Raw genomic sequence first — 24,216 nt, 5'->3', positions numbered from 1 at the left:
GGGAGATACCGTCTTACGGACGATCTCTACCAGCTCAAGGGGGTGCTTCCGTGACGACGACGATGTCGACACACCAACGGGCAGTAGAGCAGATCCGGCAGTCGTACGCAGAGATCCCGGATGACGCCGCGCCCCGTCTGGCCAAGTCCACGTCCAACCTGTTCAGGTTCCGCGACGGCGCGACCACGGCGAAGCTCTCGGCCAGGGATCTCGACGAGGTCATCAGCGTCGACCCCGAGACCATGACGGCCCAGGTCCAGGGCATGACCACCTACGAGCACCTGGTCGACGCCACGCTGCCGTACGGGCTCATGCCGTACGTGGTGCCGCAGCTCAAGACGATCACGCTGGGCGGCGCGGTGACCGGGCTCGGCATCGAGTCCACCAGCTTCAGGGACGGGCTGCCGCACGAGTCGGTCGAAGAGCTCGAGATCCTCACCGGTGACGGGCGCATCGTCGTGGCCCGCGACGACAACGAGCACCGCGACCTGTTCCGCGCCTTCCCCAACTCCTACGGGACGCTGGGCTACGCGCTGCGCATCAAGATCAAGCTGCGCCAGGTCCAGCCGTACGTGCACCTCACCCACGTCAAGTTCACCGACGCGGGCAAGTGCATGCTGGCCATGCAGGAGATCTGCGACAGCATGGTGCACGACGGCGAGAGCGTCGACTTCATCGACGGCGTCTTCTTCGGCCCCGGCGAGATGTACCTCACGGTCGGCCGCTTCGCCGACCGCGCTCCCTACGTCTCCGACTACACCGGCATGCGGATCTACTACCAGTCGATCACGCAGCGCAGCCGAGACTGGCTGTCCATCCGCGACTACCTGTGGCGCTGGGACACCGACTGGTTCTGGTGCTCGCGGGCGTTCGGCGTGCAGCAGCCGGTGGTGCGCTCGCTCATGCCGCGCCGCTGGATGCGCTCCGACGTCTACCGCCGCATGGTCGCGCTCGACCGCAAGCACGGCCTGACCGCCCGCGTCGACCGGTGGCGCGGCAAGCCCGTGAGCGAGTCGGTCATCCAGGACGTCGAGGTGCCGATCGAGCGCGGGGCGGAGTTCCTGGAGTTCTTCCACGACCAGGTGGGCATGACTCCTGTGTGGATGTGCCCGCTGCGAGCCGGATCCCGCTGGCCGCTCTACCCGCTCGAGCCGGGCAAGCTTTACGTCAACTTCGGATTCTGGGGCATGGTGCCGCTGCCACGGGGGCAGTTCGACGGCTACTACAACCGGCTCATCGAGCGTTCCGTGCACGAGCTCGACGGCCACAAGTCGCTCTACTCGACCTCGTTCTACGCCCGTCAGCAGTTCTGGGAGCTGTACAACGGCGACACCTATTGGCCGGTCAAGCGGGAATACGACTCGAACGGTCGCCTGCTGGATCTGTACGAAAAGTGTGTACGGGGAAGGTGAGCAGATGGCTCTGGCAACCATCTTTGAAAAGATCGTCGGCTCGGACGCGAACATCGCGTTCATGGCGTATGACGGCAGCAAGGCCGGGCCCGACGGCGCCGACCTGGCGATCGAGGTAAAGTCCCCGATCGCGGTGGCCTACCTGGCGCACGCCCCGGGGGAGCTGGGGCTGGCGCGGGCGTACATCTCGGGGCACCTCGACGTCCACGGTGACATGTACACGCTGCTCGACCGGATGTGGAACATCACCACCAACGACCTGAGCACGTCGGAGAAGGTCGCGGCCGTGCGCTCGCTGGGTGTCAAGCCGCTGCTCATGCGCGTGCCGCCGCCCCCGCAGGAGATGCGGCAGAGCGCCCTGGCCCGGCTGGGCTCCCGGCACGCCAAGCAGCGCGACGCCGAGGCCATCCACCACCACTACGACGTCTCCAACCGGTTCTACGAGTGGGTCCTGGGCCCCTCCATGGCCTACACGTGTGCCTGCTACCCGGCCGAGGGCTCGACGCTGGAGGAGGCCCAGTACGCCAAGTTCGACCTGGTGGCCCGCAAGCTCGGCCTGGAGCCGGGCATGCGGCTGCTCGACGTCGGCTGCGGCTGGGGCGGCATGGTCATGCACGCCGCCAAGCACTACGGCGTCAAGGCGCTCGGCGTCACGCTGAGCCGCCAGCAGGCCGAGTGGGCCCAGAAGGCCATCGTCGACGCCGGCCTGCAGGACCTGGCCGAGGTCCGCTTCATGGACTACCGCGACGTCAAGGAGAGCGGCTTCGACGCCGTCAGCTCCATCGGCCTGACCGAGCACATCGGCAAGCAGAACGTGCCGGGCTACTTCGAGTTCCTGTACGGCAAGCTCAAGCCGGGCGGCCGCATACTCAACCACTGCATCACCCGGCCGACCGGCAAGGAGAAGACGTTCAACAAGGGCGGCTTCATCAACCGCTACGTCTTCCCCGACGGGGAGCTCGAGTCGGTGGGCTGGCTGATCCGCCAGATGGAGGACCTCGGCTTCGAGATCCGCCACGAGGAGAACCTGCGCGAGCACTACGCCAAGACCCTGCGCCACTGGTGCGACAACCTGGACGCCAACTGGGACGACGCGGTGCAGGAGGTCGGCATGGGCACGGCCCGGGTGTGGGCCCTGTACATGGCGGGCTGCATCGTGGGCTTCGAACGCAACAAGGTGCAGCTCCACCAGGTGCTCGGGGTCAAGCTCGACCAGAACGGCCGCTCCAGCGTGCCGCTGCGCCCCTCACTCGACTGGCCCTGACCCGAGAGCCTCGACCGGCCCTGACCCGGCTGGGCCTGATCCGAGAGCGCGGCCGGGGCGCACACCCCCGGCCCCGGCTCTGGCGTGTGCGCTCCGGCGAGGGCGCACCCTCGCTACCCGGCGGAGACGGGCTCCCCTGACGTCCCCGCCGGGCGGCACTGCTTGCCCTTGGCATGCCGCCCCTTGCTCGGGTGTTGCTCCTCGGTGCCGGACTCCTCTGGTGACTCCGGCGGCTGCTCCTTGGGATTGTGGGGCTTCGCGTGCCTGCCCACGTGCTCTCCTTCGACTCTCCGGGCTTTCTTAAAGTGACCGTATGGCTACTGTCCGCATCCAGGCAAGGGGGAGCCGGTCTCAGGTGAGCCCGTCCAGGGTCGCGGTGAGCCCGTCCCACGCCTGCTCGGCATCCGCCGTACGGGCGTGCGGCGAGCGGAACCACGCCACGAACTCCGCCACGTCGTTCAGCGCCCACCGCAGTCGGTAGAGGGCCAGCGCGTCCCGGTCGGGGGAGTGGCCCGTCGCGTCGGCGTACCGGGCCAGGTCGTCGTCCGACCGGGCCACCAGCCACAGGTCCCGCTCGGGGACCGCCATCCCGACCGTGTCCCAGTCGACCAGCAGCAGCCGGTCGCCGTCGGCGCGCAGCAGGTTGCCGGGGTGCGGCTCGCCGTGCGTCACGACCGGCTCGCCCGGCCTGCCCGCCAGCCGGTCGAACTCCGCCAGCCTGCGCCGCAACGTCCGCGCGTGGGTGGCGACCAGCTCGCGTGCGGGCTCCGAGTACGGTCCGCCGAGCCACGGCAGGGAGGCGTCGTCGCCCAGCGTCCGCTCCAGCCAGGCCCGCCCGGTCAGGTCCACCGGTCGCGCGGGGGTGGTGGACGGCGGCGGGGTGGCGTGCAGCTCGGCCAGCAGGTCGATGACGAGGCCGCGCTCGGCCTCGGGCAGCTCGTCGCCGAAGTGCCCGGCCGTGCCGCCCATGTACGGGAACACGCTCATGGCGTACCGGTGGCGGTCGAGGCGGCGCAGTGTGGCTCCGTCGGCGGCGCGCGCCGGGGCGACGACGAAGGCCAGCCCCGCCTCCTCACGCAGCACCGCCGCCGTCTCCATGGCCAGCCGGAGCCCGTCGAACGTCTGCCGGCGCACATCGGCGACCGTGACGAACCAGCGCCGCCCGGCCCGGTCGCCCGCCACCCAGTGGAAGTCGCCGAACCCCACGGGCGCGTAGTCGAGCGTGCCCGCCTCGATGCCCCACTCCCTCAGCGCGGGACGCAGCAGCCCTTCGTCGAAGTCTTCCGGTCGATCTCGCATGACGGGCAAGCTACCGGCCACCGCCGGGACATTTCACCTGGTTAATCAGGCCGAGGGCGGAGGCGCGGGGGTGCCGCGCCTCCGAGGGGCGGTCAGCGCAGCTCGCGCTTGAGGATCTTGCCCGTGGCCGTCATCGGCAGGCTGTCGCGGAACTCGACGAACCGGGGGTACTTGTAGGCCGCCATGTTCTCCTTGGCCCAGGCGATCAGCTCGTCCTCGGTGAGCGTGGCCCCGGGGGTGCGGATGACGTACGCCTTGACCTCCTCGCCGTGCGACTCGTGCGCGACCCCGACGACGGCGGCCAGCGACACGGCCTCGTGCGTCATGAGGACCTCTTCGACCTCGCGCGGGTAGACGTTGAACCCGCCGCGAATGATCATGTCCTTGACCCGGTCGATGATGGAGTAGTAGCCGTCGCCGTCACGGGTGGCGATGTCCCCCGTACGGAACCAGCCGTCCTTCATCACCTCGGCCGTCGCCTCGGCGCGGCCGTAGTAGCCCTTCATGACGTTGTGGCCGCGGACGGCGATCTCGCCGGGCCCCTCGCCCTCGATGGTCTTCCAGTCGCTGTCGACCAGCTTCATCTCCACGCCCCAGATCGGGGTGCCGATCGTGCCGGGCTTGGTCGGCCGGCCGGTCTGGTTGAAGCTGGCCACCGGCGAGGTCTCCGACAGTCCGTACCCCTCCAGGATGCCGATCCCGAAGGTCCGCTCGAAGTCCTTGAGCACCTCCACCGGCGAGGACGCGCCGCCCGCCACCGCCACGCGCAGCGAGCGCGGCACCTCCACGCCCTCGGTGTGGATCTTCGTGAGCAGGCCCCAGTACATCGTGGGCACGCCGGCGAAGAACGTCACCTTCTCCTTCGCCATGACCGCGAGCGCCTCGCCCGGGTCGAAGCGCGGCATCAGCACGACGGTGGCGCCGCGCAGGAAGCCCGTGTTCATGCAGGTGGTCTGGCCGAAGGAGTGGAACAGCGGCAGCACCGCCAGGTAGGTGTCGCCGCCCTCCTCCCCCCGGGGGAACATCTTGTCGTTGACCATGGCGTTGAGCAGCATGTTCTGGTGGCTCAGCTCGGCGCCCTTGGGCTGGCCGGTGGTGCCGGAGGTGTAGAGGATCACGGCGGTGTCGTCGGGAGCCGTCTGCACGGTCTCGAACTCCGCGGCCATGCCGCCGAGCGCCGCCCAGATCGACTCCCCGTACGCGGACTCGGTCGCCAGCGCGGTCGCGGGCAGCACGAAGAAGTGCTCGCAACCCTCGGCCGCCTCGAAGCCCGCCCTGCCGCGCTCGCCCAGCGGCAGCTCGGGCGTGCCCTCGAAGCAGAACAGCGCCTTGGCGTCGCTGTCGTCGAGGTGGTACGTGATCTCGCGCGGCTGCAGCAGCACGTTGAGCGGCACCACCGTGGCGCCCGCCTTGAGGATGCCGAAGTAGACGAACGGGAAGTAGGGCAGGTTGGGGCACGCCAGCGCCACCTTGTCGCCCTTGCCGATTCCGCGCGCCACCAGCAGGTTCGCGACCTGGTTGGCTACTGTGTCGATCATGGAGTACGGCAGCCGCATGTCACCGAAGACGATGGCGGTGCCGTCGGGGGTGCTCCTGGCGCTGTCTTCCAGGACGATCGACAGATTGAGCATGACGCCTTCCTCCCTGTGCAACGGCTTCGGCGCCATCTTCGCAGGACGACCATACCGACCGGTAGCCCCGTAATTGCCCGTTGAACGCCGGCCATCGGGAAGGCGACAAATTCGCGTCCTGTGAGGGGGAACTCAAGCCGCGAGCGCATATGGACGGGCCCGTTCCCGTCGAGTAAGCAAGTAGGAAGTTACTGACCCCTTGGAGCGCGCCATGGAGTACGACTACGTGATCGTCGGAGCGGGCTCGGCCGGGTGTGTGCTGGCCGGGAGGCTGTCGGAGGACCCCGGCGTCTCGGTGGCGCTGGTCGAGGCGGGCGGCAAGGACGACAAGCTCGAGATCCGCATGCCCGCGGGCTTCGCCAGACTCTTCAAGACGGACTACGACTGGAACTACACCACGGCCAAACAGAGTGAGATGTCCGGCCGTGAGCTGTACTGGCCCAGGGGTCGTGTGCTGGGCGGCTCGTCCTCGCTCAACGCCCAGATGTGGGTGCGCGGCTGCCAGCAGGACTACGACCAGTGGGGCGTGCCCGGCTGGGCGTACGACGACGTCCTGCCGTACTTCACCAGGGCCGAGCGCCGCGTGGGCAGCAACAGGGGCGAGGTCTACGGCACCTCCGGCCCCCTCTACGTCTCCGAGCTGCGCAGCCCCAACGTGACCACCACGGCGTTCCTCCAGGCGTGCGCGGAGCTGGGGTTCCCCCGGCTGCCCGAGCTGAACGGCCGCTCCAACGAGGGCTATTCGCCCACCCCGGTCACGCAGCACCGGGGCAGGCGATGGAGTTCGGCCGACGCCTACCTGCGCCCGGCGCTCTCCCGGCCGAACCTGCACGTGGTCACGGGCGCCACGGTGAACAGGGTGACGTTCGACGGCAGGCGCGCGACCGGCATCGAGCACAGCGGCGGCGCCCAGATCAGGGCCCGGCGGGAGGTCGTGCTGGCGGCGGGCGCGATCGGCTCTCCGTATCTGCTCATGCGCTCCGGCGTGGGCGCGGCCGACGAGCTGCGCGACGCCGGGGTGCCGGTCGTGCGCGAGCTGCCCGAGGTCGGCAAGAACCTGCAGGACCACCTGTCGACCGGCGTGTACGTCGAGTGCAGGCAGCCGGTGACGCTGACCAAGGCCGAGTCCGTCGGCAACCTGCTGCGCTACATCGTCCTGCGCTCGGGCATGCTCACCACCAATGTGGGCGAGGCCGTCGCGTTCATCAGGACGTCCGACGAGGAGTCCGCGCCCGACATCGAGCTGATCTTCGCGCCCGGTCCGTTCGTCGACCACGGGCTCACCCCGCCGACCGGGCACGGGCTCACGGTCGGGGTCGTGCTGCTGCAGCCGGAGAGCCGCGGCCGGGTCGGGCTGAACGGCCGCGACGTGGTGATCGACCCCGGCTACCTGACCGCCGACGCCGATGTCAGGCGCCTGGTGGCGGGGCTGAAGGCGGCCAAGCGGGTGTTCGCCGCCGCGGCGATGCGGCCGTACGCGGGCGGGCCGATGGCGCCGTACCGGGGGCCGGAGAGCGATGAGGAGCTGGCCCAGTGGGTACGTGAGCGCGGCGAGACCCTCTACCACCCGGTCGGCACCTGCCGCATGGGCGCGGACGACGCCTCGGTCGTGGACCCGGAGCTGCGCGTGCGGGGGATCGAGGGGCTCAGGGTCGTGGACGTGTCCGTCATGCCGACGCTCAACCGCGGCCACACCCACGCCCCCGCCATCATGATCGGTGAGAAGGGGGCCGATCTGATCAGGGCGAACCAGGGCTGAGGTAACTGGTCACTTGGATGAGGCCCGCCCCGCCCGGGATGGGACGCCGGTTCGGGGAGAGGGGGGCGTGCTAGGTTTCGCAGTCATGGAGATCAGGACTGTCCACGCCAACGGGGTGGAGTTCGCGTATCTGACGTTGGGAGAGGGCCCGCTGGCACTGTGCCTGCACGGGTTCCCCGACACCGCGCACACCTGGCGCTACCTGATGCCCGCGCTGGCCGAGCGCGGTTACCGGGCGGTCGCGCCGTTCATGCGCGGCTACGCCCCCACGGAGGTCCCGGCCGACGGCGCGTACGAGGACGCGGCGCTCGTCGCCGACGTGCGGGCGCTGCACGAGGAACTCGGAGGCGGCGACGACGCCGTCGTCATCGGCCACGACTGGGGAGCCTTTCCCGTCTACGTCACCGCCGGCCGCTTCCGCCGCGCCGTGACGATGGCGCTGCCGCCGCCCGGCTCGCTCGGGCGCGGCTTCTTCGACTACGAGCAGCTCAAGCGCTCCTTCTACATCTTCCTCTTCCAGACGCCGCTGGCCGAGACGGCCGCCGCGACGCCCGGCTTCATCGACAGCCTCTGGCGCGACTGGTCTCCCGGGTACGACGCGCGCGAGGACCTCGAGTTCGTCCGGCGCAGCATCGGCGCCCCCGCGAACCTGGCCGCCGCCATCGGCTACTACCGGGCCCTGCTCGGCGCCACCCCGCCCTCCGGCCGCTACCCGGCCGTCGAGCGCGCGGTCACGGGCCCCGTCCTGTACCTGCACGGCGCCCAGGACGGAGCCCTGGGCGCCGAGCTGGCCAAGGACGCGTGGAGTCAGTTGCCCGAGGGCTCGCGGGCCGAGCTGGTGGCGGGGGCCGGGCACTTCCTGCACCTGGAACGCCCCGCCGAGGTCAACCGGCTCATCCTGGACTGGCTCGGCCCCGCCGCCTGACGCCGCCGCCCGCCCGAGGCTCCCTGCCTTCGGGGGTTCTGGTCAGCGAGGGCGGAGGACGGCGATGAGGGGGTGCTGTCCCGACAGGCTGACCTCGACGGTCTCCTCCACGGCGAACCCGTCCGGGATCTCGCCGTGGACCAGCGCCACGGCCAGCCCGCCGGGGGCCAGCACCCGTCGTACCTCCCGCCACAGCGGGCCCAGGCCCCGGGCGAGCAGGCCGGCGGGCGGCACCTGGCGTCCCCACGGGGGGTTCACCAGCACCCGGTCCACGCTGCCCGTGTCCACCGGGAGCCGGCCGCCGTCGGCCATCGCCCACGCGAACGGCGACCGCCCGGCATCCGGGTGGGCGGCGTTCGCGGCGGCGGCGGCGAGGGCGGCGGGGTCGAGGTCGAAGCCCAGGAAACGGGCCCGCGCGGAGCCCGCCACGGCACGGGACTCGACCAGCGTGGTGCCCGCCCCGCAACACGGATCGAGCACCGTGAGCCCGAGGCCGGGGCGGTCGCCGTCGAGTCGGGTGCCGTCGAGCTGGGCGCTGTCGAGTTGGGCGAGGTGTGCCATGGCCGCCGCCACCGGTGGGTGCAGCGTGCCCCGGATCGAGGCCGCCTTGTACGCCCGCCGGTGCAGCGGCCGGTCCGCCACCCGTACCGCGATGACCGCCTGGTCGCCCTCGATCGTGACCCGCCACGCCATCGCGCCGAGCGGCGGCCGCCCGCCGTCCCTCCTGGAGTGGTACGGCACCCGCGACGGCCGCGCCAGCTCGGCCCCCACCGCGTCCTCGATCTCGAACCGGGTGTAGTTGCGCCGCCCCACGAACGACGCCGACACCTCCAGCCCGCGGCCACCACTACCGCCGGCACCACCGGCGACCCACCCGGGGTCCAGCTCGCGCGCCGCCCCGGCCAGCCTGCGCAGGGCGGAGCGGTCGTGGCCGATCCCGTCCACCACGGCGGCGGCCAGCAGCACGTCGTCGGCCGTACGCAGGCCGAGCAGGTCGGCCCCTGGCGGGGCCTCGAACCACACCTCGCGATGGCGCACCCCGCGCACCACACCGAGCCTGGAACGTCGAATCTCCGCGGCCACCAGGGGCTCGATGCCATGCACAGCCCTGGCCACGGCAAACGTATGCACGTGTCCTTCTCCCACGTCGCGACCCGGGACGGCGCTCGCTCAGCCGCCCCGCATCGCCGGCGGTGGGTCGTCCGCGACCCGCCGGCGGATCGCTAACGCAGGTGGAAGAAGGTCATGCGGGACACCCTAAGGTGTTCCCGGCAGCAGGGGCCACAGGTTTTCCCGGCCGCCGACGTACGGTGTACGTCCCACCCATTGACGTAAGTGGCCGCTTTTCGAATGATTGCCTCATGAGCGCCGTGGACTTCGATCTGTCGAACCGCGAATTCTGGGCCAGGCCCATGAGTGAGAGGGAGGAGGCGTTCGCGCGGCTGCGCGGGCGGGAGACCCCGGCCTTCTTCGAGGAGATGGAGCTGCCCTACGCCCCCAAGGGCCCCGGCTACTACGCGCTGGTCAAGCACGCCGACATCCTTGAGGCCAGCAGGAACCCGGAGGTCTTCTGCTCGGGCGACGGCGGCGCGACGAACATCCCCGACATGCCCGCGGAGTTCGCCGAGTACTTCGGATCGATGATCAACATGGACGACCCGCGCCACGCCAGGCTGCGCCGGATCGTCTCCCGCGCCTTCACGCCCAAGATGATCAAGCAGTTCGAGGCGGACGTCGAGGCGGCCGCCGTCGGCATCGTGGACGACCTGCTGGCCAAGGGCCCCGGCTGCGACTTCGTCACCGAGGTCGCCGCCCGGCTGCCCCTGAAGATCATCTGCGACATGATGGGCATCCCCGAGCGCGACTACCAGTACGTCTTCGACCGCTCCAACCTCATCCTCGGCGGCTTCGACCCCGAATACACCGGCGACGACGTCGAGAACCTCGCCGAGCGCCTGCTCAACGCCGGGATGGAGCTGCAACAGCTCGTCCAGGACCTGGCCGCGCACCGTACCGGCCACCCCACGGGCGACCTGACCTCGTCCCTCGTCAACGCCAACCTCGACGGTGAGCGGCTGACCCTGCAGGAGCTGGGCTCGTTCTTCATCCTGCTGGTCGTGGCCGGCAACGAGACCACGCGCAACGCCATCTCCTACGGCCTGCGCCTGCTCACCCAGAACCCCGGCCAGCGCGCCCTGTGGCTGGAGGACGTCGAGGGCCGCGCGCCCGGGGCCGTGGAGGAGATCGTCCGGCTGGCCTCCCCGGTGAACTTCATGCGCCGCAAGCTCACCAGGGACTTCGAGATGAACGGCCACCTCTACCGCAAGGGCCACAAGGCCCTGCTGTTCTACTGGGCCGCGAACCGGGACGAGGCCGTGTTCGCCGACCCGCTGCGCTTCGACATCACCCGCCACCCCAACCCGCACGTCGGCTTCGGCGGGCCAGGGCCGCACTTCTGCCTCGGCGCCCATCTGGCCCGGCGCGAGATCACGGTGATGTTCCGCGAGCTGCTGCGCCGCGTGCCGAACATCGAGGGCGGCAGGCCCGACCGCCTGCACTCCAGCTTCATCAACGGCATCAAGCACATGGAGTGCGCCTTCTGAGGGCCCGCTCGCGGCTACTGGGCGGTCAGCTTGATCTGGTTCATCACCGTGCGGATGTCGGGCAGGAGCTGCTTGCTGTCGGAGGGGATCGACATGTAGACGATGGCCGGGACGTTCGCGCCGGTGTTGACGGCTATGGTCACGATCGTGGCCTTCTCGGTCTTCGAGGTCAGCGCGTACGCGATCAGCCGTCCCGTCTGGTCACCCACCTTGATCGGCTGCTGGGCGATCTTGCGGACCTTGTTGTCCGGCGGGAAGAAGGACTTGCGGGCGCTCAGCACGACCTGCTTGATGACCGGCTCCAGGTTGTCCTGCTCGTAGTACGAGGCCAGCCGCTGCGACAGCGGCCCGGTCAGGAACTCGGCGTACTTCTCCGGGGCCACCTGGACGTACTGGCGGCTGTCGAAGCCGTAGGTGCCCTTGACCGTGGCGCGCTGGTCGAGCTGCCAGTCGCCGCCCAGGCGCGGGACCGAGATCCCGGCCGCGGTGACCGGCACCCGGCCGAGGACGGCCGCCGCCTTGCCCGGGTACTTCGGCAGCGGGCCGATCGAGGTGGCGGTCTTGGTGGCGCTCGGCGTCGGCGCCGCCGTCTGCTCGCTCACGCTGGCGCTGGACGGCTCCTCACCGGCCAGCGGGCCCCAGAGGAACGCCCACAGCAGCGCGGCGACCAGCGCGATCGCCACGGAGCCGCCGAGCGCGTAGATCCAGACGGGCTTGCCCGACCTCTCTTCGTCGAGGACGTCCTGATCGCCCATGGCCTGGTAGTTGTCGCCGAAGACGGTGTTCCACAGCTCCTGCTGGCGCTCGGGGGGCGGGGTGCGGGAGCCGCTGATCTGACCGGCCGTCACGAACCGGTGCTCGGGGTCGGAGGGATCGCGGCTCAGGTTGGAGCCGGGGCGGGCGGACTGGTCTTCGGCGGAGGATGCGCCGGTGTGAGCAGAATCCATGGGGGTGGAGGGCACCGCGCGATCGTTCAGGAGGGTCTCGGTGTGCTGGGCGTAGATGGCCGTGCGTTCGTCGGCCGGGGGGTGCTGACCGGGTGGGGCGTGCTGGCTGGGCGGGGTGTTCTGGTTGGGCAGGTTGTTCTGGTTGGGCGGGAAGTCGCCCGCGGGGCCGGACGGGGGCCAGGGGGCGGGGCTGGCCAGGTTGGACCAGGAGTCGGGGGCGGAGGCGGGCGGCTGGGCCCACGCGGGAACGGGGTCGGCCGGCTGGACGGGCGGCGGGCCGCCCATGGGCGACCCCTCCTGCCTGCCGGCGGGGCCCGCGCCGCTCTGGTGCGGCGCTCCCGTCTGCGGCCATGAGGTCGGCACGTCCTGCGCGGAGCTTTCCTGCCAGGCCGCGGGCGCGCCCCGGGCGGGCGTGTCGGCCCACGGGGCGGGCACGTCGCGGGGCGCGGTCTCGGGCCAGGAGGGGGACGCGTCCCGGGAGTTCGTCTCGGGCCAGGAGGGGGAGGTGTCCCGGGAGTTCGTCTCGGGCCACGACGTCGGGGCCGCCTGGTACGAAGTCGCCTCGTGGCCGCCGAGGTCGCGCAGGGGGCCTCCGGTGTCGTGGAAGGAGCCCGCGCTGTCGCGGAGTGAGGCGCCGGGGTCACGGCGGGGCGGCTCGGGCCAGGCCGGGGACTGCGACGACGGGTCCGGCCACGCGGCCGCGCCGAGGGCCGGGTCCTGGGGCGGCGGCCCCGGGCGGGAGGCGCCCGGGGGCTCGGGCCAGGAGGGGTCCTTGCGCGGCGGCTCCGGCCAGGACGGCTCCGGGTGGGACGGCCTCGGAGCCTCGGGCCACGACGTCGGCACCTCGGCGGCGGGCGGCTCCTCCGGCCAGGCGGGCGGTACGTCGCGACGTGGTGCGTCCGGCCAGGACGACGGCACGTGAGGTCCGGAGTTCTCCGTCGCCATTGCTGCCGACCCTCCCGAGGTTGTATCCGGATGTCCCGTTATATCCGGATTTGACGTGTCACGCATGATCTCATGGGATTTTCCAGGAGACGCAGGTGGTTCCGCAGCGAAACGAGCGAAGCCACGAGGATCGGTCGGCGGATCCTGCAGGGGCAGGCCATCCTCCGGTCGATCTGGCTCGTCTGGGTATACCACGGCGGCAAGGTTATTCTTCCGGGACGAATGAGGTCACAACGGATACATCACCATCAGGTCTCGCCGGACCCGAAGGGACCATTGTGCCCGCGGAGGCCGTTGGAGTATCTGCATTCAGCCGAAGAGGTGCGCTAGGCTTGACACATGCGTTCCGCGACCCTGCTTCTTAGCGGGCCGCGACGGCCCTGAAGACGATCTCGCCGTCGCGGCTCCACCCCTCGTTGTGTGCACGGGGGGTTTTCTTATGGGTCCGCCTCAAGCCAGAAGGACACTAGCCGTGAGTGAGTACGATCCGCAGGCGCTGCAGGCCAAGTGGCAGCAGCGATGGGAGGAGCAGGACACCTACCGGGCGAGCGACGACCCCGCCGACCCGCGTGAGCGGCGCTACATGCTCGACATGTTCCCCTATCCGTCCGGCGACCTGCACATGGGCCATGGCGAGGTGTTCGCCATCGGCGACGTCGTCGCGCGTTACTGGATGCAGAAGGGCTACAACGTCCTGCACCCGATCGGCTGGGACTCCTTCGGCCTGCCCGCGGAGAACGCCGCCATCAAGCGCAACGCCCACCCCGCGGAGTGGACGTACGCCAACATCGAGACGCAGGCCACCTCGTTCCGGCGCTACGGCATCTCCTTCGACTGGTCGCGCCGCCTGCACACCAGCGACCCCGACTACTACCACTGGAACCAGTGGCTGTTCATCCGCTTCTTCGAGCGCGGCCTGGCCTACCGCAAGGGCGGCCTGGTCAACTGGTGCCCCAACGACCAGACCGTGCTGGCCAACGAGCAGGTCGTGGCCGGCAAGTGCGAGCGCTGCGGAGCCGACGTCATCCGCCGCGAGCTGACGCAGTGGTACTTCAAGATCACTGACTACGCGCAGCGCCTGCTGGACGACATGGAGCGACTGGTGGGCTGGCCCGAGCGGCTGCTGACCATGCAGCGCAACTGGATCGGCCGCTCCGAGGGCGCCGACGTGCTGTTCGAGGTCGAGGGCCGCGAGGAGCCGGTCCACGTCTACACCACGCGGCCCGACACGCTGTTCGGCGCCACGTTCTTCGTCGTGGCCGCCGACGCCGCGCTGGCCGACGAGATCGTCACCGACGCGCAGCGCCCCGCCTTCGAGGCATACCGCGCCGAGGTCGCCCGGCTGAGTGACATCGAGCGGCTGGCCACCGACAAGGAGAAGACCGGCGTCTTCCTGGGCCGCTACGCGATCAACCCGGTCAACGGCGAGCGCATCCCGGTCTGGGCGGCCGACTACGTGCTGTCCGACTACGGCCACGGCGCCATCATGGCCGTGCCCGCCCACGACCAGCGCGACCTGGACTTCGCGCGGAGGTTCGACCTGCCGGTGCAGGTCGTCGTGCACACCGGCCTGGCCGATCCCGGCGAGACCGGCGAGGCCACGCCCGGTGAGGGCACCCTGGTCAACTCCGGCCCGCTCGACGGGCTGAGCAAGGCCGAGGGCATCGCCAGGATCATCGAGATCCTGCAGGCCGAGGGCAGGGGCACCGGCGCGGTCAACTTCCGGCTGCGCGACTGGCTGCTGTCGCGGCAGCGCTACTGGGGCACGCCGATCCCGATCATCCACTGCCCCGACTGCGGCGAGGTGCCCGTCCCCGACGAGCAGTTGCCGGTCACGCTGCCCGACCTGCGCGGCGAGGCGCTGGCGCCCAAGGGCGTCGCCCCGCTGGCCGGCGCCGCCGAGTGGGTCAACGTCGAGTGCCCCAAGTGCTCCGGCCCGGCCAGGCGCGACACCGACACGATGGACACGTTCGTCGACTCGTCGTGGTACTTCCTGCGTTACTGCTCGCCCGGCTACGCCGACGGCCCGTTCGACCCCGAGCAGGTACGCAGGTGGGGCCCGATCGACCAGTACGTCGGCGGCATCGAGCACGCCGTGCTGCACCTGCTGTACTCGCGCTTCTTCACCAAGGTCCTGCACGACATGGGCATGGTCGGCTTCACCGAGCCGTTCCTGCGGATGCTCAACCAGGGGCAGGTCATCAACGGCGGCAAGGCCATGTCGAAGTCCCTGGGCAACGGCGTCGACCTGGGGCGGCAGATCGACGACTTCGGCGTCGACGCGGTACGGCTGACCATGATCTTCGCCGGGCCGCCTGAGGACGACATCGACTGGGCCGACGTCTCCCCTGCCGCCTCGCAGAAGTTCCTGGCCCGCGCGCTGCGCGTGATGTCCGAGGTGACCAGCGAGCCGGGTGTCGCGTTCGAGGGCGGCGACGTCGAGTTGCGCAAGGTCACCCACCACACGATCGACGAGGTCACCAAGCTGGTCGAGGGCCAGCGCTTCAACGTGGCGGTGGCCCGCATGATGGAGCTGACCTCGGCCACCCGCAAGGCCATCGACTCCGGTCCTGGAGCCGCCGACCCGGCGGTGCGCGAGGCCGCAGAGACGCTGGCCGTGACGCTGTCGCTGGTGGCCCCGTACACCGCCGAGGAGGGCTGGGAGCGGCTGGGCCGCACCGGGTCCGTGTCATTCGCGGGGTGGCCGACGGCCGAGCCGGCGCTGCTGGTGCAGGACTCGGTGACCTGCGTGGTGCAGGTGGCGGGCAAGGTGCGCGACCGGCTGGAGGTCTCGCCCGACATCACCGAGGAAGAGCTGCGGGCGCTGGCGCTGGGCTCGGAGAAGGTCGCGGCCCACCTGCGGGGCGCGCCCCGCAAGGTGATCGTCCGCGCGCCCAAGCTGGTCAACATCGTTCCGTAGCGCCCGCCGGTCCCGCGGCCCGGCGCCGGGGTGCGGGACCGGCCGGTTCAGAGGGTGCGCAGGGCCGGCAGCAGCTCCTTCTCCGCCCGGTCGAGGAAGGGCTGCCGGTCGTGCCCGATCCGCGCCAGCGCCAGGTGCGTGTACCCGGCGTCGGCGAACCTCTTGGCGGCCCTCAGGACGGCGTCCACATCGTCGCCGCACGGCACGTTCCCAGGCACGTCCTGGGGGTCGGCGTCGTACGCGATGGGGAGTCGGCCGTAGACGGGCTTGCCCTCGCCGCCCGTGGCCTGGAACCGCTGCACCACCTCCGGCATGGGCTCGTCGACGACCAGCACGTCGGCGTACTCGGCGGCCAGTTCGGCCGACTGCCCGCCGGAGGCGGCGATGCCGATGGGGACGGGCCGCTCGGGCAGGTCGTACAGCTTGGCGGAGTCCACGTCGTAGAACCGGCCCTGGTGGGTGACGTACGCGCCGCTGAAGAGCTTCCTGATGATCAGTACGGCCTCGGCGAACATCCGGTGCCTGGTGTCGACCGGCGGCCGGCCCTCTCCGGCGACGTGCTCGTCGAGGTTCTCGCCCGCGCCGAGGCCCAGGGTGAACCGGCCGTGGCTCAGCGCGCCCACCGTGGCCGCCTTCTGCGCGACCACAGCCGGGTGATGGATGGGGTGGGTCACGTACGTCATGAGGGGCAGCCGTTCGGTGGCCCGGGCCGCCGTGCCGAGCGCCGACCAGCAACAGGGCGACTGCCCCATCTCCTCGGCCCCTGGGAAGCAGCGGTCGGAGATGACGGCGTAGTCGAAGCCGATCCGCTCGGCGGTGGCGGCGTGGTCGGCAAGTTCGCGAGGCGGAGCCTGTTCGGACGTCAAGGTGTAGCCAATGCGTAGCATGCGTGCCCGGCTACCCGGCCTGGGGAACGTTAGCGGCCCGGGATCGGAGATCAATGATGGTCGCGGGCACGCAGCTCCTCGATCACCAGGCCCAGCCCGATGCTCAGCATCCAGACGTCCTTGGCGAGCGTGAGACCCTGCTTGGTCGGCCGCAGGCTGCCCGGCTCGCGCATCCCCGGCGTCCTGAGGTAGAGGCCGACCAGCCCGGCGGCGAACCCGGTCAGCGCGGCCCCCGCGGCCAGTGACGGCACGAACGGCGTGATCAGCGCCGCCCCGAGCGCGACCTCGGTCCTCGACAGGATCCGGACGAAGAGGGCCGGGTCCAGGCGGCGAAGGAACGGGTAGGCGCCCGCGGCCAGGCCGTGCAGGGACGCGGCCGTCGGCTCGTCGGCGTGGACCTTGCCGAGTCCGGAGTTCAGGATGAAGGCCCCGGTGGCCAGGCGGAGCGGGAGCTGGTGCGGACGGGCGACGATCTTCATGGTTCCTCGCAGGGCACGGAAGACGGTGCGCGAAAGTGGCGTTCGGCTCCTTCCCCCCGCAAAGCCCGACATCCCGGACTTGGGGGTTCGCGGACCCGGACCCGTCCGCCGGCGGAGGAAATCTTGGGCTGGGCTTGGTGCCGCAGATTAATGTGCATATGTGATAAACGGCGCATATCTGAGACACCCGCACCTGCACGGGGACCTGGTCACCTTCGTCGCCGACGACGACATCTGGCTGGCTCCGCTGACCGGGGGGAGAGCCTGGCGGTTCACCGCCGACCGGGTACCGGTGTCGCATCCGAGATTCTCGCCCGACGGCGGCCGCATCGCGTGGACCGGCACCAAGGAGGGCGCCCCCGAGGTGTTCGCGGCCGAGATCGACGGCGCGGAGGGCGAGCGGCTGACGTACTGGGGCGACGGCACGACCACCGTCCACGGGTGGAGCGCGGACGGGGACGTGCTCGCCACCAGCGCGTTCGGGCAGGGCTCCAGGTCCAGACGCTGGGCGTACGCGGTGCCGCTCGACGGCGGCCCGGCCACCCGGCTGCCGTACGGCTGGGTCTCCGACGTCGCGCTGGGCGGGGAAAAGGTCGCCACCGTGTCGTCGATGTGGCGCGAGCCGTCCCACTGGAAGCGCTACCGGGGCGGCACCGCGGGCAAGATCTGGGTGGACGCCACCGGCGACGGCGAGTTCACCAGGCTGTTCGCCGACAGCGCGGCGCAGTACTGGTCGGTGAGCTGGGTCGGCGACCGGATCGTGTTCCTGACCGACGCCGAGGGCACGGGCAATCTCCACTCCGCCCTGCCCGACGGCTCCGACCTGCGCAGGCACAGCTCCCACGAGGAGTTCTACGCCCGCCACGCCAGCAGCGACGGTCAGCGGGTGGTCTACGCCCACGCCGGTGACCTGTGGCTGCTGGAGAGCCTGGACGCCGAGCCGTACCGGCTGGAGATCAAGCTGGGCGGGCCGCGCCCCGGGCGGGCCAGGCGGCCGGCGCCGCTGCGGGTGGGCTCGTTCGCGACGGACGTCAGCGGGCGGGCCAGCGTGGTCGAGATCCGCGGCAGCGCGCACTGGGTGACCCACCGCGACGGGCCCGCCGGCGCGCTGCGGGTCCAGCCCGGGGTACGCGTACGGCTGCCGCAGGTGCTCGACGCCACCGGCAGGGCCGTGTGGGTGTCCGACACGGGCGGGGAGGACGCGCTGGAGATCGGCACCCCCGGAGGCCAGGTCAGGACGCTGGCCGCCGGGCAGCTCGGCCGTGTGCTGGAGCTGGTCGCCGCGCCCGACGGCAAGCACGTGGCCGTGGCCACGCACGACGGGCGGCTGCTGGTCGCCGACCTGGACGGCGAGCACCTCCGCGAGCTGGACCGCACCGAGGAGGGCGACGTCAGCGGGCTGGCCTTCTCGCCCGACTCCGGCTGGCTGGCCTGGGAGTTCCCCCACTCCTCCCGGCTCACGCAGATCAAGATGGGACGCGTGGACGGCACCTCGGTGATCGAGGTGACGCCGCCGCGCTTCGCCGACTACGACCCGGTGTTCACCAAGGACGGCAAACACCTGGCGTTCCTGTCGATACGCACCTTCGACCCGGTCTACGACGCGCACGTCTTCGACCTGTCCTTCCCGTACGGCTGCAAGCCGTACATCCTGCCGCTGCAGGCCACCACGCCCTCGCCGTTCGACCCCTCCCTGCAGGGACGCGGGTTCAACGGCGAGGACGACAAGCCCGCCAAGGGCGAGAAGAAGGACGACGAGCCGCCGCGCACCGAGGTCGACCCCGAGGGCATCTTCGCCCGCGTGGTGCCCCTGCCGGTGCAGGCCGGACGGTACGGCAACCTGCGTACCGGCAAGGACGCGCTGCTGTGGCTGCGCCACCCGGTCACGGGCCGGCTCGGCGACGGCAGCGAGCAGAACCACGAGACCGTGCTCGAGCGCTACGACCTCAAGAAGCGCGCCAAGGCCGAGCTGGGCAAGGAGGTGCGCTCGTTCGAGGTCAGCGGCGACGGCTCCAGGATCGTCACCAACGGCAAGAACGGCCTGCAGACCCGCGCCGCGAGCGAGGGCGACGAGGTCGTCACCGTGGACCTCGACCGGATCGCCGTCCAGATCGACCCGGTGGCCGAGTGGCGGCAGGGCTTCCGCGAGGCCGGGCGGCTCATGCGCGACCACTTCTGGCGGGCGGACATGAGCGGCGTCGACTGGCAGGGCGTGCTCGACCGGTACGAGCCGCTCGTCGAACGCATCGGCACCCACTCCGAGCTGATCGACCTGCTCTGGGAGACGCAGGGCGAGCTGGGCACCTCGCACGCCTACGCGTACGGCGCGGGTGGCGGCGGCGGCGACCCCCGCCGCCGCCAGGGCCTGCTCGGCGCCGACCTGGCCAGGGACGCGGGCGGCGAGTGGCGGGTCGAGCGGATCCTGCCCGGCGAGTCGTCCGACCACGCCGCCCGCTCGCCGCTGCTCGCGCCCGGCGTCGCGATCCGCCCCGGCGACGCGATCCTCGCGGTGGGCGGCCGCCCGGTCGACCCGGTACGCGGGCCGCTCGCGCTGCTGTCCGGCACCGCGGGGCAGCCCGTCGAGCTGACCGTGCGGCCCGCCTCCGGCGGCGACGTACGCCGGGTCGTGGTCTCTCCGATCTCCGACGAGTCCTCGTTGCGCTACCACGACTGGGTGGAGGACCGGCGCGCCCACGTCCGGCGGGTGTCGGAGGGCAGGCTGGGCTACCTGCACGTGCCGGACATGACGGCCGAGGGGTGGGCGCAGTTCCACCGGGACCTGCGTACCGAGATGGCCCGCGACGGGCTGATCGTGGACGTGCGGGAGAACGGCGGCGGTCACCTGTCGGAGCTGGTCCTGGAGAAGCTCTCGCGCAAGGTCACCGGATGGGCGCTGGCCCGCGGCTACCGGCCGACGCGTTACCCGGAGGACTCGCCCCGCGGGCCCGTGGTGACGATCGCGGACGAGTTCGCCGGATCCGACGGCGACATCGTCAGCGTGGGCATCAAGAACCGCGGGATCGGGCCCCTGGTGGGCGTACGCACGTGGGGTGGGGTGATCGGGATCGACAGCCGCTACGCGCTCGTGGACGGGACCGTGGTCACCCAGCCCCGCTACTCGTTCTGGCTCGACGGGCCCGGGTGGGGGGTCGAGAACCACGGCGTCGATCCCGACGTCGAGGTGGTGATCACGCCTCAGGACCGGGTGGCGGGGCGCGATCCGCAGCTCGACAAGGCGGTCGAGCTGGCGCTCGCCGCCCTCGACGAGCGCCCGGCGGTGGTCGCGCCTGAGCTGCCGCCGCTGACCTCGTGATCCGACCTCGTGAGCCGGTCTCCTAAGCCGGTCTCCCGCGCCGGTCTCCTGGGCCGGTCTCCTGAGCCGGTCTCCCGCGCCGGTCTCCTGGGCCGGTCTCCTAAGCGGTGCGGGCCAGGCGGTCGAGGACCTCGGTGAGGATGGCCTCGGTGGTGGCGAAGTTGAGCCGTACGTGGTGCTCGCCGCCGGGGCCATAATCCGCGCCGTCGTTCAGCCGGACCCTGGCCTCGCGCTCGAACACCTCCGCCATGCCAGGCCGGCCCACCTCCAGCCACGCCAGGTACGTCGCCTCTGGCATCCGGTAGCCGAACGCCCCGGGCAGGCGGGCGGCGATCGTGCGCCGGTGGCGGTCGAGCAGGGCCACGGTCTCGGCCAGCCAGGCGTCCCCGTGCCGCCAGGCCGCGACCGTGGCCTCGACGCCGAACACGCTCGGCGAGCCGTACACGAAGGGAGGCTGCCGCTCCAGCGCCTCGCGGGCGCCCCGGTGGCCGAAGTGGGCGACCGAGCAGCGGATGCCGCCCAGGTTGAACGCCTTCGTCGCGGACGTGAGCGTGACCGTGCGCTCGGGGAGGATCGTGGCGAACGGGATGTGCCGGTGCGGTTCGTACACCAGGTCGGCGTGGATCTCGTCGGCGATGACGAGCAGGTCGTGGCGTTCGGCGTGCTCGGCCAGCTCGGTCAGCTCCGCGCGGGTGAAGACGCGGCCGGTCGGGTTGTGCGGGTTGACCAGCAGGAGCACCCGGCAGCCCGACAGGTCGGGCACCTCGAAGCGCCACGTGTCGCCGTCCGGTTCGAGCCGGACGGGGTGGAGGGGGCGCTCCATGACGCTCAGCGTGGTCAGGAACGGGTGGTAGGCGGGGGTGTGCACCGCCACGCCGTCGCCGGGCGCGGTCCAGATCTGGAGGAGCACCTGGAGGGCCTGGTTGAGGTCGTTGAAGGGGCGTACGAGGGAGGGGTCGGGGTGCCAGCCGTAGCGGCTCGCCATGCGCTCGGTGAACGCCTCGGCCAGGGGGCCCGCGGTCGGCTCCATCAGCCAGGTCGGGTAGCCGAGGTCGCCGTCGGCCCGGCGGCGCAGGGCCTCGGCCACGGCGGGGGCGGTGGGCAGGTCCATGTCGGCGATCCAGGCCGGAATCACCCCGGGATCGACTGCTGCCCACTTGAGTCCATCATGTGTGGATTTAAGGTCTAAAGAGGGATATGCGTCGTTCACCCGGCCATTCTAGGATTGTCGAATGTGATGAGGCAGCGGGGCGGAGTGTGGCAGGCTGGGCGGCCATGACGCCCCACCCGAAGATCGACGCGATCGTCGAGACGTACCTCTCCTTGGCCGACGCGGAGGCTCCCGGGCTGGTGGAGGGGCTCTATCTGGAGGGTTCGGCGGCTCTGGGCGACTACCGGCCCGACACTAGCGACGTCGACTTCGTGGCCGTGACGGCCGCCGCGCCGCCCGCCGGCGTACTCGAACGCATCCACACCAGGCTCGGGGTCCATCCCTTCGACGGCGTCTACCTCACCTGGGACGACCTCGGCCGTGACCCCGCGTCCCTGGGCGAGCGGCCCCGGGCGCACGCGGGGCGGCTCAACCGGCGGGGCGAGGTCAACCCGGTCACCTGGCACACGCTGGCCAGGCACGGGCTGACCTGCCGGGGGCCGAAGCCGGAGGAGCTGAAGATCTGGAACGATCCCGCCGTACTGGCCGCCTGGGCCGACGGCAACCTCGACCGCTACTGGCGCCGCCTGGTCACCCGCGCCTGGCGTCCGGCCTCCCTGTGGGGGCTGACCTGCCTCGGCGGGTACGGCGCGGTGTGGGTGGTGACCGGAGTCGCGCGGCTGCACTACACGCTGGCGACCGGCGAGATCACCTCGAAGACGGGGGCCGGGCTGCACGCCCTGGAGGTCTTCCCGCAGCGCTGGCACCGGGTGGTGAACGAGGTGCTGAGGCTGCGCGCGGACGACACGGCCGAGGCGACGCTGTCGGGCGCGGTGTCGGGGCTGGGTGACCACTTCGGAACGCCTCGGCGGTCGCTCTACGGGTCGCCGTTCGAGCGTCGGCGCGACGTCCTGGCCTTCGCGGACCAGGCGATCGGGGCGGCGCATGCGCTGTACGGGGGGAGCGGGGCCAGGATCGAGGGGGCCTGACGGTGGGGGTGAGCACGGGGGTTTTACCGGCGTTCGCGGGACTGCGGAGGACCGCCGGGCCCGCGTCCATGGGGCTGTAGGGGCACTGGGCCTGCGGCGGTGGGGCTGCGAGAACTGGGCCCGCGTTCATGGGATTGTGCAGCACCGTCGACCCTGCCTCCGTGAGGGCTGCGAAGCACCGTCGACCCTGCCTCCGTAGGGGCCTGCGAAGCACCGTCGGCCAAGCGTCCGTGAGGCTGTGCAGCACCGTCGGCCCTGCCTCGGTGGGGGCTGCGAAGCACCGTCGGCCAAGCGTCCGTGGGGCTGCGAAGCACTCGCCGGGCTCGCGTTCATGGGGCCATGCAGCACGCCCCGGGCCCGCGTCCGTGGGGCTGTGAGGGGCTGCTGGGCCCGCGCCAGTGGGCTGTGCAAGGACCGCCAGGACCGCCTGTTGGAGCGTTCCATTGTCGCGGCGGAGGTGTACCGCTGCGGTGAAGCGTGTAGCGCGTGACCGGCGGGCACCGCTCGGCACCCTCGGGGCCGAGGAGGATGTTGTGCCCCGTGGGTGGATGTTTTGGCGCGCGCCAGTACGTGGCACGACCGGTGGGGCGCGCGCCCGAGCTCTCGCCTGCTAGAGCCGGCGCAGCACCGCCACGACCTTGCCCAGGACGCTGGCCTCGTCGCCCGGGATGGGCTCGTAGTTGGCGTTGTGCGGGACCAGCCAGACATGACCGTCTTTGCGCTTGAAGGTCTTAACCGTGGCCTCGCCCTCGATCATGGCGGCCACGATGTCGCCGCTCTCCGCCACCGGCTGCTGGCGCACGACCACCCAGTCGCCGTCGGCGATGGCGGCCTCGATCATCGAGTCACCGCTGACCTGCAGAAGGAACAGCGTGCCCTCGCCGACGAGCTGCTTCGGCAGCGCGAAGACGTCCTCCACGCTCTCCTCGGCGAGGATCGGGCCACCGGCGGCGATGCGGCCCACGAGCGGAACGTAGGCGGCCGTCGGACGGTTGACCGTGGGCTCCTCGTCGCTCGCGTCGGGGTCGACCCACAGCACGGGCTCGCCGGGCAGGCGCACCTCGAGCGCGCGCGGCCGGTGCGGGTCGCGGCGCAGGTAGCCCTTGCGCTGGAGCGCGGTGAGCTGGTGCGACACGCTGGACGTGCTGGTGAGCTGCACCGCCTCGCCGATCTCGCGCATCGACGGCGGATATCCGCGCTGTTGCACCGAGTCGCGGATCACTTCGAGGATCTTGCGCTGCCTGGGTGTCAGGCCCAGGGAGTCTCGTCGGCGCACCGCGAGGTCGCTGACCCCGTTCGCGTCGTCCCGCTCGGTCATGCTCTTCCTCCTCGCCTGGCGGCCCGCCTTACCGGCGAACCTCCCGGTCTGTGGTCCTGATGTCGCACACAGCGACCGTATCGCTGTTGAAGATCATCTTCAAACAATTGTTCGAGTCTTCCTCGAAATTGTTGCCAGCGTGGTGTACAACATCGTACGGGAGTTCGATCGACACCGTGTTCGATTTGCTGATCTTAATTCGGCCTTTTCCTCAGGCCACACGGCAGGAGGTCAACCATGCGAACGCCCATACGTACGGATGCGACCAGCGAAGACGTCAAGCGGCTCACACTGATCGCCGAAGCCACACAGAGCAAGGACCGACGGGAAGACATTACGCGTGCGGGGGGTGCCGTTCGCGCGAATTCCGGTAGG

At 71.1% G+C, this 24,216-nt stretch carries 17 protein-coding genes; 8 read left to right on the top strand and 9 right to left on the bottom strand.

Annotation, left to right across the window (positions count from 1 at the left end):
- Positions 1–62: 62 nt before the first annotated feature.
- Positions 63–1,412 (top strand): FAD-binding oxidoreductase, encoded by a 1,350-nt coding sequence (locus ACZ6S0_RS38915; protein WP_465924429.1) that lies wholly within the window; start codon positions 63–65, stop codon positions 1,410–1,412.
- A 4-nt stretch (positions 1,413–1,416) separates the two neighbouring features.
- Positions 1,417–2,676: a class I SAM-dependent methyltransferase gene (locus ACZ6S0_RS38910; protein ID WP_465924344.1), complete on the top strand. Its 1,260-nt coding sequence runs from the start codon at positions 1,417–1,419 to the stop codon at positions 2,674–2,676.
- 113 nt (positions 2,677–2,789) lie between these two features.
- Here the strand turns inward: ACZ6S0_RS38910 and ACZ6S0_RS38905 are convergent, their stop codons facing one another.
- The 3 genes from ACZ6S0_RS38905 to ACZ6S0_RS38895 form a co-directional block, all read right to left on the bottom strand.
- Complete coding sequence (locus ACZ6S0_RS38905; protein WP_465924343.1) at positions 2,790–2,948, bottom strand: hypothetical protein; 159 nt, start codon at positions 2,946–2,948, stop codon at positions 2,790–2,792.
- A 79-nt stretch (positions 2,949–3,027) separates the two neighbouring features.
- On the bottom strand, positions 3,028–3,975 hold the full coding sequence (locus ACZ6S0_RS38900) for a phosphotransferase (protein WP_465924342.1): 948 nt from the start codon (positions 3,973–3,975) through the stop codon (positions 3,028–3,030).
- Positions 3,976–4,067: 92 nt separating this feature from the next.
- Positions 4,068–5,606 (bottom strand): long-chain-fatty-acid--CoA ligase, encoded by a 1,539-nt coding sequence (locus ACZ6S0_RS38895; protein ID WP_465924341.1) that lies wholly within the window; start codon positions 5,604–5,606, stop codon positions 4,068–4,070.
- A 211-nt stretch (positions 5,607–5,817) separates the two neighbouring features.
- On the opposite strand from ACZ6S0_RS38895, the gene ACZ6S0_RS38890 reads away from it, so the two are divergent.
- Together ACZ6S0_RS38890 and ACZ6S0_RS38885 are read left to right on the top strand one after the other, a co-directional pair.
- A complete protein-coding gene (locus ACZ6S0_RS38890) occupies positions 5,818–7,365 on the top strand; it encodes a GMC family oxidoreductase (protein ID WP_465924340.1) in 1,548 nt (515 codons plus the stop codon).
- A gap of 85 nt (positions 7,366–7,450) precedes the next feature.
- Positions 7,451–8,290, top strand: a complete 840-nt coding sequence (locus ACZ6S0_RS38885; RefSeq protein ID WP_465924339.1) for an alpha/beta fold hydrolase — start codon at positions 7,451–7,453, stop codon at positions 8,288–8,290.
- Between the two features lie 42 nt (positions 8,291–8,332).
- Here the strand turns inward: ACZ6S0_RS38885 and ACZ6S0_RS38880 are convergent, their stop codons facing one another.
- A complete protein-coding gene (locus ACZ6S0_RS38880; RefSeq protein WP_465924338.1) occupies positions 8,333–9,421 on the bottom strand; it encodes a methyltransferase domain-containing protein in 1,089 nt (362 codons plus the stop codon).
- 230 nt (positions 9,422–9,651) lie between these two features.
- On the opposite strand from ACZ6S0_RS38880, the gene ACZ6S0_RS38875 reads away from it, so the two are divergent.
- Positions 9,652–10,893: a cytochrome P450 gene (locus ACZ6S0_RS38875; protein WP_465924337.1), complete on the top strand. Its 1,242-nt coding sequence runs from the start codon at positions 9,652–9,654 to the stop codon at positions 10,891–10,893.
- A gap of 14 nt (positions 10,894–10,907) precedes the next feature.
- On the opposite strand, the gene ACZ6S0_RS38870 is transcribed toward ACZ6S0_RS38875, so the two are convergent.
- Positions 10,908–12,785 carry a hypothetical protein gene (locus ACZ6S0_RS38870; protein WP_465924336.1) on the bottom strand — a complete coding sequence of 626 codons (1,878 nt, stop codon included), beginning with the start codon at positions 12,783–12,785 and terminating at the stop codon, positions 10,908–10,910.
- 439 nt (positions 12,786–13,224) lie between these two features.
- Here ACZ6S0_RS38870 and leuS point away from each other — a divergent pair, with 439 nt between their 5' ends.
- Positions 13,225–15,705: a leucine--tRNA ligase gene (leuS, locus tag ACZ6S0_RS38865; RefSeq protein ID WP_465924335.1), complete on the top strand. Its 2,481-nt coding sequence runs from the start codon at positions 13,225–13,227 to the stop codon at positions 15,703–15,705.
- Between the two features lie 47 nt (positions 15,706–15,752).
- On the opposite strand, the gene ACZ6S0_RS38860 is transcribed toward leuS, so the two are convergent.
- Positions 15,753–16,592, bottom strand: coding sequence for a TIGR03557 family F420-dependent LLM class oxidoreductase (locus ACZ6S0_RS38860; RefSeq protein WP_465924334.1), 840 nt, complete (start codon positions 16,590–16,592; stop codon positions 15,753–15,755).
- 50 nt (positions 16,593–16,642) lie between these two features.
- Complete coding sequence (locus ACZ6S0_RS38855) at positions 16,643–17,071, bottom strand: hypothetical protein (protein WP_465924333.1); 429 nt, start codon at positions 17,069–17,071, stop codon at positions 16,643–16,645.
- A 160-nt stretch (positions 17,072–17,231) separates the two neighbouring features.
- On the opposite strand from ACZ6S0_RS38855, the gene ACZ6S0_RS38850 reads away from it, so the two are divergent.
- Positions 17,232–20,384, top strand: a complete 3,153-nt coding sequence (locus ACZ6S0_RS38850; protein WP_465924332.1) for a S41 family peptidase — start codon at positions 17,232–17,234, stop codon at positions 20,382–20,384.
- A 100-nt stretch (positions 20,385–20,484) separates the two neighbouring features.
- On the opposite strand, the gene ACZ6S0_RS38845 is transcribed toward ACZ6S0_RS38850, so the two are convergent.
- Complete coding sequence (locus ACZ6S0_RS38845) at positions 20,485–21,495, bottom strand: MalY/PatB family protein (protein ID WP_465924331.1); 1,011 nt, start codon at positions 21,493–21,495, stop codon at positions 20,485–20,487.
- A 164-nt stretch (positions 21,496–21,659) separates the two neighbouring features.
- Here ACZ6S0_RS38845 and ACZ6S0_RS38840 point away from each other — a divergent pair, with 164 nt between their 5' ends.
- Positions 21,660–22,523, top strand: coding sequence for an aminoglycoside adenylyltransferase domain-containing protein (locus ACZ6S0_RS38840; RefSeq protein WP_465924330.1), 864 nt, complete (start codon positions 21,660–21,662; stop codon positions 22,521–22,523).
- 610 nt (positions 22,524–23,133) lie between these two features.
- On the opposite strand, the gene lexA is transcribed toward ACZ6S0_RS38840, so the two are convergent.
- Complete coding sequence (gene lexA / locus ACZ6S0_RS38835) at positions 23,134–23,841, bottom strand: transcriptional repressor LexA (protein ID WP_465924329.1); 708 nt, start codon at positions 23,839–23,841, stop codon at positions 23,134–23,136.
- Positions 23,842–24,216: the final 375 nt, after the last annotated feature.

It is taken from the genome of Nonomuraea sp. NPDC051298, assembly GCF_055586305.1.
The sequence above is the reverse complement of the archived record's forward strand: the minus strand, read 5'-3'. Positions and strand labels throughout refer to the sequence as shown.

Bases quoted from the DNA above. Each gene is read 5' to 3' on its own strand.
- lexA (WP_465924329.1), bottom strand. From the start codon at position 23,841: ATGACCGAGCGGGACGACGCGAACGGGGTCAGCGACCTCGCGGTGCGC.
- ACZ6S0_RS38840 (WP_465924330.1), top strand. From the start codon at position 21,660: ATGACGCCCCACCCGAAGATCGACGCGATCGTCGAGACGTACCTCTCC.
- ACZ6S0_RS38855 (WP_465924333.1), bottom strand. From the start codon at position 17,071: ATGAAGATCGTCGCCCGTCCGCACCAGCTCCCGCTCCGCCTGGCCACC.
- ACZ6S0_RS38900 (WP_465924342.1), bottom strand. From the start codon at position 3,975: ATGCGAGATCGACCGGAAGACTTCGACGAAGGGCTGCTGCGTCCCGCG.
- ACZ6S0_RS38845 (WP_465924331.1), bottom strand. From the start codon at position 21,495: ATGGACCTGCCCACCGCCCCCGCCGTGGCCGAGGCCCTGCGCCGCCGG.
- ACZ6S0_RS38895 (WP_465924341.1), bottom strand. From the start codon at position 5,606: ATGCTCAATCTGTCGATCGTCCTGGAAGACAGCGCCAGGAGCACCCCC.
- ACZ6S0_RS38910 (WP_465924344.1), top strand. From the start codon at position 1,417: ATGGCTCTGGCAACCATCTTTGAAAAGATCGTCGGCTCGGACGCGAAC.
- ACZ6S0_RS38860 (WP_465924334.1), bottom strand. From the start codon at position 16,592: ATGCTACGCATTGGCTACACCTTGACGTCCGAACAGGCTCCGCCTCGC.
- ACZ6S0_RS38885 (WP_465924339.1), top strand. From the start codon at position 7,451: ATGGAGATCAGGACTGTCCACGCCAACGGGGTGGAGTTCGCGTATCTG.
- ACZ6S0_RS38875 (WP_465924337.1), top strand. From the start codon at position 9,652: ATGAGCGCCGTGGACTTCGATCTGTCGAACCGCGAATTCTGGGCCAGG.
- leuS (WP_465924335.1), top strand. From the start codon at position 13,225: ATGGGTCCGCCTCAAGCCAGAAGGACACTAGCCGTGAGTGAGTACGAT.
- ACZ6S0_RS38890 (WP_465924340.1), top strand. From the start codon at position 5,818: ATGGAGTACGACTACGTGATCGTCGGAGCGGGCTCGGCCGGGTGTGTG.
- ACZ6S0_RS38870 (WP_465924336.1), bottom strand. From the start codon at position 12,785: ATGGCGACGGAGAACTCCGGACCTCACGTGCCGTCGTCCTGGCCGGAC.
- ACZ6S0_RS38915 (WP_465924429.1), top strand. From the start codon at position 63: ATGTCGACACACCAACGGGCAGTAGAGCAGATCCGGCAGTCGTACGCA.